At 37.1% G+C, this 8,825-nt stretch carries 10 protein-coding genes; 9 read left to right on the top strand and 1 reads right to left on the bottom strand.

Annotation, left to right across the window (positions count from 1 at the left end):
* Positions 1 to 120 precede the first annotated feature (120 nt).
* The 6 genes from BW961_RS28820 (at position 121) to BW961_RS28800 (ending at position 4,705) form a co-directional block, all read left to right on the top strand.
* Entirely contained in the window at positions 121 to 480 is a 360-nt protein-coding gene (locus BW961_RS28820; RefSeq protein WP_068591263.1) for a hypothetical protein, read from the top strand.
* Positions 481 to 525: 45 nt separating this feature from the next.
* Positions 526 to 1,047, top strand: coding sequence for a MerR family transcriptional regulator (locus BW961_RS28815; protein ID WP_068591266.1), 522 nt, complete (start codon positions 526 to 528; stop codon positions 1,045 to 1,047).
* An 18-nt stretch (positions 1,048 to 1,065) separates the two neighbouring features.
* Positions 1,066 to 1,236, top strand: a complete 171-nt coding sequence (locus tag BW961_RS30835; protein WP_156510172.1) for a hypothetical protein — start codon at positions 1,066 to 1,068, stop codon at positions 1,234 to 1,236.
* Positions 1,237 to 2,520: 1,284 nt separating this feature from the next.
* Complete coding sequence (locus tag BW961_RS28810) at positions 2,521 to 2,955, top strand: helix-turn-helix domain-containing protein (RefSeq protein ID WP_068591268.1); 435 nt, start codon at positions 2,521 to 2,523, stop codon at positions 2,953 to 2,955.
* A 3-nt stretch (positions 2,956 to 2,958) separates the two neighbouring features.
* Positions 2,959 to 4,209: a phage major capsid protein gene (locus BW961_RS28805; protein ID WP_068591271.1), complete on the top strand. Its 1,251-nt coding sequence runs from the start codon at positions 2,959 to 2,961 to the stop codon at positions 4,207 to 4,209.
* A 100-nt stretch (positions 4,210 to 4,309) separates the two neighbouring features.
* The gene (locus BW961_RS28800; RefSeq protein ID WP_068591273.1) at positions 4,310 to 4,705 is read left to right on the top strand and encodes a hypothetical protein; all 396 of its coding nucleotides are present in this window, start codon (positions 4,310 to 4,312) and stop codon (positions 4,703 to 4,705) included.
* Positions 4,706 to 4,963: 258 nt separating this feature from the next.
* Here BW961_RS28800 and BW961_RS28795 read toward each other — a convergent pair whose 3' ends face one another.
* Positions 4,964 to 5,632: a hypothetical protein gene (locus tag BW961_RS28795; protein WP_068591275.1), complete on the bottom strand. Its 669-nt coding sequence runs from the start codon at positions 5,630 to 5,632 to the stop codon at positions 4,964 to 4,966.
* Between the two features lie 558 nt (positions 5,633 to 6,190).
* On the opposite strand from BW961_RS28795, the gene BW961_RS28790 reads away from it, so the two are divergent.
* The 3 genes from BW961_RS28790 (at position 6,191) to BW961_RS28775 (ending at position 8,532) form a co-directional block, all read left to right on the top strand.
* A complete protein-coding gene (locus BW961_RS28790; protein ID WP_068591277.1) occupies positions 6,191 to 6,490 on the top strand; it encodes a hypothetical protein in 300 nt (99 codons plus the stop codon).
* Positions 6,491 to 6,812: 322 nt separating this feature from the next.
* On the top strand, positions 6,813 to 7,586 hold the full coding sequence (locus BW961_RS28780) for a helix-turn-helix domain-containing protein (protein ID WP_068591281.1): 774 nt from the start codon (positions 6,813 to 6,815) through the stop codon (positions 7,584 to 7,586).
* A gap of 4 nt (positions 7,587 to 7,590) precedes the next feature.
* Positions 7,591 to 8,532, top strand: a complete 942-nt coding sequence (locus BW961_RS28775; RefSeq protein ID WP_076577119.1) for a hypothetical protein — start codon at positions 7,591 to 7,593, stop codon at positions 8,530 to 8,532.
* Positions 8,533 to 8,825 lie beyond the last annotated feature (293 nt).

Raw genomic sequence — 8,825 nt, 5'->3', positions numbered from 1 at the left:
ATCAACACCCCTTATACCCTGAGAAAGTGAAGGAGTGTTGATTCTCGAAATACCCGACAAGGGATATTCATTACAAAGTTTATCACCTGTCGGAACCACAGACAAGGGGAGAGATTTAGAATGATTAGAGCAATGGAATTACTTGAAGCGACTTCTAAAAATGGCGATAAATTAAGCGAGATTGAAGGAAGGGTTTTATTCGGTGAAGCAATGTACGAAGCTGGAATGACCCAGGTAATAAAAGAAATGGCAGCGAACCAGGTTAAAAGTGTTCGCATTAAAGATACAAGCGAAATAACAGAGCATTGGGATAAGGCTAAAGGTATCTATGATCAATTATTTCAAGTTCTTAGTGAAGATCAACAAACATCACTATACGAAATGTTCAGTAATTTGGAATCGTGTATCATATATTCAGAGGAAAATGGATTTGTGGAAGGATATTTTCACGGTTACAAATATGTGAAGGAATTAAGATAACTAATCCAGAATAACTAAGGTAACAATAAAGAAGGGTGGAAACGCATGAATGACGCAATAGAGTTTGTATATACATCAAAAGAAGTAAGTGTTAGCGTTGGGATTGCTACATCCACCCTTCGTACCTGGTGTTTAAAATTAGAAGCGAATGGCTATATACTAAAACGCTCTGATGACGGAAAACGCATGTTTTTTGAACGTGACATCACAGCGTTACGCATGATGAAAGAATTACTAGACAAAAAACACCCGATAGAATACGCAGTGGATCAAATAACGAGTAGATTCAATGTGATGACGCATAGCGTTGCCAATAATGACGCAGTGACTACGGTTGAGAAGACCCCATTCTTAGAGCGTTTTCCTAATGCGATAGAGTTAAACGAGTTTGTGAACCAAATAAGGACAGCAGTTAAAGAAGAGGTGCACCAGGAAGTAGCTACTGCATTGGAGGAACAGAATAAACGATTTGATGAACATATTGATCGTAGAGATCGGCAGATCATGGAAGTTTTGAGAGAGCTGCAGGAAGACCGAAAAAAGAAATGGTGGAAAAAGTTGTTTTGATGAGAAAGGAGAATAAGCATGGACGCAGGTGGGTTTCCTATCAAAAACGGCTGGATTTTATATTCAACATCAAACAAGAGTCACAAGCTTGAAATTGAAGCTAATGGTAGCAGAGTGATTATAAATGGTGAGGAAGATATTCTAAAGATTCGTGACAAACTCAATGAAATGTTCCCTCAAAAACCATGAATTACTCATAAATGTACTAACAGATAACTCATTTAACTAAAGTCTGAAAAACCATACAGTGTAAGGGATAACAAGTCTTCATGAGTTATCCAAAATATAAGATATGGATAACTCACTAACAGCCGTTGGTGAGTTATTTTTAGTGGGTATAATCGCAAGCGCTTGCGATTATGAAAATTTATTAATTAAATCCAAGTTGTTATTTAACTGTTAAATACCGTTATTCAACATTAATTATTTATTGTATACATCAAGCTACATTAATTAGGGTTTGTGTGCACATTAACCTTTAAGTTACTCATATCAAGGAAAGATTTATGTACTTTATGTACACATGAACCACTGAGTTACTCATATTAAGGATAGGTGAAACTCATTTTATGTATAGTGGTTCACGCCTTACAGTGACAAGGGATACAGGGAATGTACGAGTTTCACACAATTTAAGATATGTGTAACTCAATTACATAATATTTACCATTTGTATCCGACTTACCAGGTAACGTTTTTGTAGCGTTACGGTAATGTTACGGTAACGACAAACTCATACAAATGCACTGCTAATGCTATGCACTGCTAATGCTATGCATTTGTAATGCAAGGAGATACAAAAGAAAGATCACTACCCATATGCCTGGTTACTTATATTGAGCGTACAGGTAATTGGGTTTAGTTGATGGTGCTTAAACCCATACAAGACAAGGGATTTGGCATCCTACACGAGTTACATTCCCATATACATATAGATAACTCATAAGCTCCTGCAAACTGTCCAACGGACGATCCGAAGGACGGCACAGGTAACAGTACAGTAAACAATACAACCTAATCATATTAGCCTTGCGATTGTGGAGATGTAGCAGTGCTACCAGGACGTGAAGGTGCGTGACCATGCTTATCATGTGGAGGACAACCATCAATATGATAGGTGTCATGAGGGTGTCACGCATGACGGACATGTGACGGCTTAGAGTGTCACAGGGCTACCAAACACAACCAAACCCTACAACACCGAACCTAACCATACAGAACCCAATACAACCACTACAGAGATCGTGGGTGTCAATCCAAGTTAGATACCCCCCGGGGGATTGAAAAAATAAAGTGAGTCACAGGAGACCGCGTCCCCCTCAAACGTAAAAAAATGTCCCCGACAGAGATTTCAAATACAGGCGAGTAAATAATTTTTATTGTTTACAACCTTGTAAAACTATGTTTATAATAAGTGTAAATTACAACGTTGTGATATTGTGTTTATAAAAATTGTAAAGGAAGTGTAAAAGGATGAATGTTAAAGAAGCAGCAGAAGCCCTAGGCGTACATACACAAACCGTTTATAACATGTTAAATAGCGGACGTTTACAGGCAGAGAAAGAACAGGGTGGTAAATGGGACATTTCAAAAGACTTTATTCTTGAAATTGTAAAGAAAACGCAGGAGAAACAGGATCAAGGACGTGCCATGATGTATGCAACAGATTTATTGGATGCAAAATTATATGAGAAAGAACAAGAAACACAAGCTGATTTAAATAGCGTATGTAAGGCGTTTGTTCTTGAATTTGAGGGGGATCAAGAAGGATCTAAACTTGCTAAAATTATTGTGGAAATGGAAAAACAGATTCAAGAACTATCCGGAATCAAAAACGCTATTAAAATAGCAATGTTATTGAATATAGATGCAATAGGTGACTCTGTTTCTACAAACGAGGAGGTGTAACACATGAGTCCAGAAGAGAGAGAATTGCGCCAACGTATAGCTGCACTAGCAGAAGAAGCACGAGCATTATTTGAGGAAGATAAAACCACAGAAGCAAGATCGAAGCTTGATAAAGCTAAAGCATTGAAAGAACTTCTTAAAGTCGAATTTGGTGTTGAGAATGACGAATCTGACTCCCGATCCAATGAAACGCTGGTTCCAGTTGATGAAATGTACGGTGCAACTCAACAGCAAGGAGGGCAATTGATACTTAAGAAAGAACAGCGAATGGCTGACAATGCCAAGCCTTTTATTGTAAATGGTGAAAAACGCCAGTTGTCAATTGGAAAATATGTACGTGGCATTGTAACAGGAAACTGGAAAGATGCAGAATCAGAAAAACGCGCCATGTCGGAAGGTGTACTCTCAAGCGGTGGTTATATGGTTCCGGATCTCTTATCTTCTCAGGTGATCGACTTAGCTCGTAATCAAGCTCGTGTTATTCAAGCTGGTGCTGTAACAGTTCCGATGGAATCCAACAAGCTTACACTTGCAAAAGTATTGAATGGGCCTAAAGTAGGTTGGAAAGCTGAAAATGCCACAATTGTTGAATCAAATGATACAACATTAGGTGCTATCAACTTAGAAGCTAAAACACTTGTTGGTATGATGCGTTTTAGTATTGAATTATTGGAAGATGCCGCCAATATTGATAGTATCATTTCAAATGAGCTTTCAGCATCTTTATCACTAGAACTTGATCGTGCTGCTTTGTTCGGAAGCGGAGCAGATGACGAACCATTGGGACTGTATAATACACCAGGTGTCCAAAAAATTGATATGGGTGCTAATGGTGCAGCCATCGAAGGATATAACAAGTTTTCTGAAGCTGTTGAATACGTCCGAAACGTTAATGGAGAAGCTACAGGTATTATATTATCCCCACGAACAGCAGGAGCTATTGATCGTTTAGCAGATAGTACCGGACAACCATTAAAGGCACCAGCTTCTTATGAAACACTTGCGAAGTATTCAACAAATCAAGTTCCGTTAAATCAAGTTAAAGGTACCGCTAAAAACGCAAGCGTTTCTCTTGTAGGGGACTGGTCACAACTTCTTATAGGCGCACGTACAAACTTGATGCTAGAAGCAAGTAGAGAAGCTGCAGGAGCTTTTGAAAAAATGCAGGTTGTTGTAAGAGCATACCTTCGTGCAGATATTGCAGTAGCTAAAGCGGATCACTTTGTAGCGATTGACGGTATTATTCCGGCATAACCAAATTGATAATAGAAAGAGTACCTATGTAGGATTCTCTACCAGGACTCTTTTTTTTGTATCTGAAAAATGATTATATCTAAAAAGGAGCTAAATACTTATGAATCCTAATAAAACACTCCCCCAAATAACTGAAGAGGAAATTAAAACAATAAAAAATATTTTGGAACATTATCGATATATGAAGCTCGTTATAAAATCCTTTGGGGAAAGACGTACAGAAGACACAGGCCCTAAAATAAAGGAAAGAAGATCTACGATTTTAGATAATTACATCGATCTTACGCAGCAGATAGAAAGATATCATAGTTTGCTCACAGACGAGGATATGAAACTAATGATTGGACTTCGTTATATTCAGGGATATTCGCATAAAGAAACTATTCTGTCAGGAAATGCGGAGTATTCTTCTAAAACCCTAGAACGACGTTTAAAAAAAGGTATAGAAATAATAGCAAAGCACTTTAAGAGTCGGGGATTGTTCCAGGCAGGATAATGGATCATATATGAATAAAAGCCAACGTGGTTAATCATTTTTGGTCATCAAAAGAATTCAAAGGCTATTTATAGCCATTTTGTACAGATAACCATACTTTAATAAGGTCATCATATAAAAACGGCTAGAATGAGTGTTTAAGCTCTTTACAAAGGACTATCAATACAAGACGTTAGGTTGGTAAAAAAATAACTCATCCCATGAATTATTTGTCAGGTAAAGGGTATTCTTTGCATCTTCTAAGTTCGTTCCAAGTTATTATTTACCAACGACACTACCAATTGCGCTCACCTTATGTATTTGTCCAACCAAAAGAGGATTTTGATTTTCAATAAACTTTAAACCACTATTTGCTTCGGTCACCTTTTCGACGAGGAAAGTCACTGGTCTGTAGTAACCTTTTTTCTCGTTGTAATCAACTCCAAGATGAATATATTTCTTATTTATTTCGTCGTAAAAAATAATATCGCAGTCCACATCACTATTCTGAAGTTTGGTACCATCGAAAAGAACCGCCTTAGCATTATCCATCACCAATGGTATTAAGTAAAAAAATACGAACTTACTTTTATTTAGATCATAAAGCTTTCTATTCATTGTTTTAAACAAGTCAAAATTTATCATGCCATTTTGGATATTATCATATCCATTAGAACCAAAATATTTATAAAGATCGTTAGAACGGACACTTCTTTTTACTATTTTCTTTGTAGCAACCAAGTGACAAAAGCAGTCTTTATCAAACCTAAGGTCAATAGTCCTGGAAATTTCGTTTCCACCGTCATCGTTCCCTGTCAACGAAATTTCGTACTTGAACGGCTCTAAGTACGTCGCATAATATTCGCGAAGAAGCTCTAATGAAATCGTGTTAATTTTAGGATGTGTTGAGAGTTCATATAACTCAGAACAGGTCAATATTTTTGTCATAACTATGTATCACCGTATTTCTATTTTTAGAAAAGTATAGCATAAATAAAAGCCCCTGATTTTAAGAATCAGGGGCTTGCTTGTAGTATAAAGGCAGCTTTAGTGTACGGCTCATTTGCCTCCGCCGCAGAGGACTGGAGAGCTGCGCCCCAGTAACACAAAAGCCAACTGTTTAATCCTTAACTAGCTTTTATGTTGCTTATATTACTATTATACAGTTTATCACTAAATATACATGATAACAACAGTAATCGCACAGAACACGTTATAAAATGAATGATGAGTTACACAGAAATTTAGAGAAAAACAGAGAAAACAAGAGTTTGTAACTTTAGAAATTTGGGTTAAAAAACGGTTGTTCCACGGAATGCTAATTGGCTGTCATGGACAAATACGGCTGAATTTGGAGATCCGGAAGCCGGACATATTCACAAAAGATTGAATTTTGGACATATGTAATAAACTAGTTGCTAAAAGAATGTTAATCGTATATGATAAGAAAGTAAATAGTATATCAAAAGTAAGTTTAAAGTAAACCAAAAGAATGGGAGATGCCAAATGATTATTATTAAAGTGAAAGAAGTACCTAATTCAAAAGAATCTTTGAGGGAGCGCGTTCGTCGTGCTTGGAGAATGAATATTGATCGTCTGTACAATCAGACAAATCTTATTGCGGTTTACAAAGGTGAGATCCTTGAGGTGTATAAGATCCTCAGCTATCAAAAGGATGAGCAGGAACCAAATAGAGTTTCTTTCGAGTTAGAGGAAGTTTCAAGTGCGCTAAAAGGGAAGAAAATCATTTATCGTACATCTAATCCAGCAACGATTATTGATGAAAATGATTTGGAATTTGAATAAGAGGCTGCTAATGCATCAGCAGACGAACGTGGATAGCGTTTTTAGGCGTTGTATTGATTCGCAGATGAATTTATACCTAACAGGACACAAAGTCTCTCAAAAGCTCTGTATCTCCTTTAAAATCAATTCTAGTAAACGAAACTACCAAATGCTAGAATTAGAGAAACGAAAAAAGCACCCTGCTTTGGCGGCTTGGAGTGCTCAGATCGTTAAATTCAATATATACCAAGGGGTAAGTCTACCCTATTGAGTTGTTGCCTTTATTCTAACAGCTTAAAGACGAGTAGACAAGCACCTTCTTGGTAAAGGAGAGTGTTTTTTAATGGCAACTGAGAAAATGGAATTTATACAAGATGATGGCCAGCTAAGGGTGTTCATCGTTCCAGTAGATATTTTGGATGTACCTGACCTGTCATCATCAGAAAAATTAGTTTATATTGTACTACGTTCTTACGTTAACCCTACTGATCCAACTGCGTTTCCATCTTACGAAACGATTGCAAAGAAGGCTAGTCTTTCGCGTCGTCGTGTCATTGATATTGTAAAGTCACTTGAAGATAAGGGACTCATTAAGAAGGAAACACGGCTAACTGTTACGAAGGATCGTAAAATTAAAAACACGTCAAACTTGTATACGTTAGTCACGCCAAGAAAGAAATCTGCTAGTGAAATCATTTCACCCCCCCTAGTGAAACCATTGCACCAGGGTAGTGAAACCATTGCACCCTATCATAATCATTTAAAAGAACCATTATTAAATATGATTGATTGTATGGGATCAACTGACGACATTTATGAAACTCTTAAAAATCAAGTGCCTAAAAATTGCTATGCTAACTCAATACCGTTAGGAGCTGGGTACATAGATGAAATTTACACTATGCTATTAAATCAGTTCTCCACACGGTTAGCACCTGAAATAGTAACAACGGCTTGTGAACTTTATTTTAATCGAGCTTGTGAGCTTGATCTTATAAATGGTGTAGTCATGACTATTGATATTAAGAACCCTATTGGATTCTTTCAAAATTGTTATAAGGATGCAGTCATGCAATATAAGGTGAAAAACCAGATGGTGAAGACAGGCGAGGAGTGATTGAATGGAAAACTCGTGGTTTCCAATAGCTAAGGGGATGATCCATGACGAGGCATTCCGAAATTTAACGTCAACTGAAAAATTGTACTTTTGGGAAGTTATTAGTGAATTCAATATGTCCGGTGGCGAGTTTTATAAATCTGATATATGGTTTGCTGCGACTTTGAATCTAAGCCTGGAAAAGATCCGTAAGGCACGTGCCAAGCTTGCCAAGATGGAATATATATCAATGATCCCTGGAACACAGGATAAGCGTGGTAGAAAGCTTGCTACAACCTACAAGGGGGTAAAATGGGCAGACGTACCAGAAGGTGAACAATTTTCAAAAATGGACCGAACTACATTTAATACGATGGTTAGTTACATTGGTAGTAAATTCACTCACGATGACGTAGCGTGTTTTGTCTACATTGCCCATATGATTTGGACTAAAGGCGGTGTATTTGCAAGTATGACTAAGAGTGAATTCGTAGGTGTTACCGGCATACCTAAAAGTGTTAATTGTGCATGGAATTTAGTGAAAAACTTCGAGTTTCAAGGTGGAGATCGTTTATTTGGATTTAATGACCGTTATCGGAGTGTTGAATTTAAAAAAATTAATACGGTTCTATATACACCCGAAAGAATAGCTAGAATAGAAAACGATATCGAGCAGCGTATCGATGTATTGCGCTTAAAAAGTGAGAAGAAAGTAAGGGATAAGCTACGGCAAGAGGGGCATGTATTTTCTGAGGATTTATATCCTTTATACGAACGATTGTACAAGGAAAAACACAATAATACCCCGGATTATAGTTGGAAAGAGAAGGAACTTATAGCCCTTGGAGAACCAGCCGAGGTAGCTACAGCATTAAGAATATATTTTGACTCCGGATTACCAAGTAACAGAAAGACATATACACTTGCATCTTTCATTCAAGGATATAAAAAATATACAGATAAGTAGTTAGGTACATGGTATTGGTAGGTAGTATACGGTAGGTAGTATGTGGTAGATAGCATGAAAAAGGCAGATAACACAACTTCATCTATCATTTTTATACTACCCATTTAATAAAGACTTAAAATATATAAAGATAGAGAAAAATATACATGGTCACTAACGTGACAGGAGCTGGACGGTTTTCTCTTAAGGATATAAATAATCAACACCCCTTATACCCTGAGAAAGTGAAGGAGTGTTGATTCTCGAAATACCCGACAAGGGATATTCATTACAAAGTTTATCACCTGTCGGAA

The sequence above is a fragment of the Paenibacillus macquariensis genome (assembly GCF_900156375.1).
Taxonomy (GTDB): domain Bacteria; phylum Bacillota; class Bacilli; order Paenibacillales; family Paenibacillaceae; genus Paenibacillus_AQ; species Paenibacillus_AQ macquariensis.
This window is presented reverse-complemented; position numbering and strand designations above follow the sequence as displayed.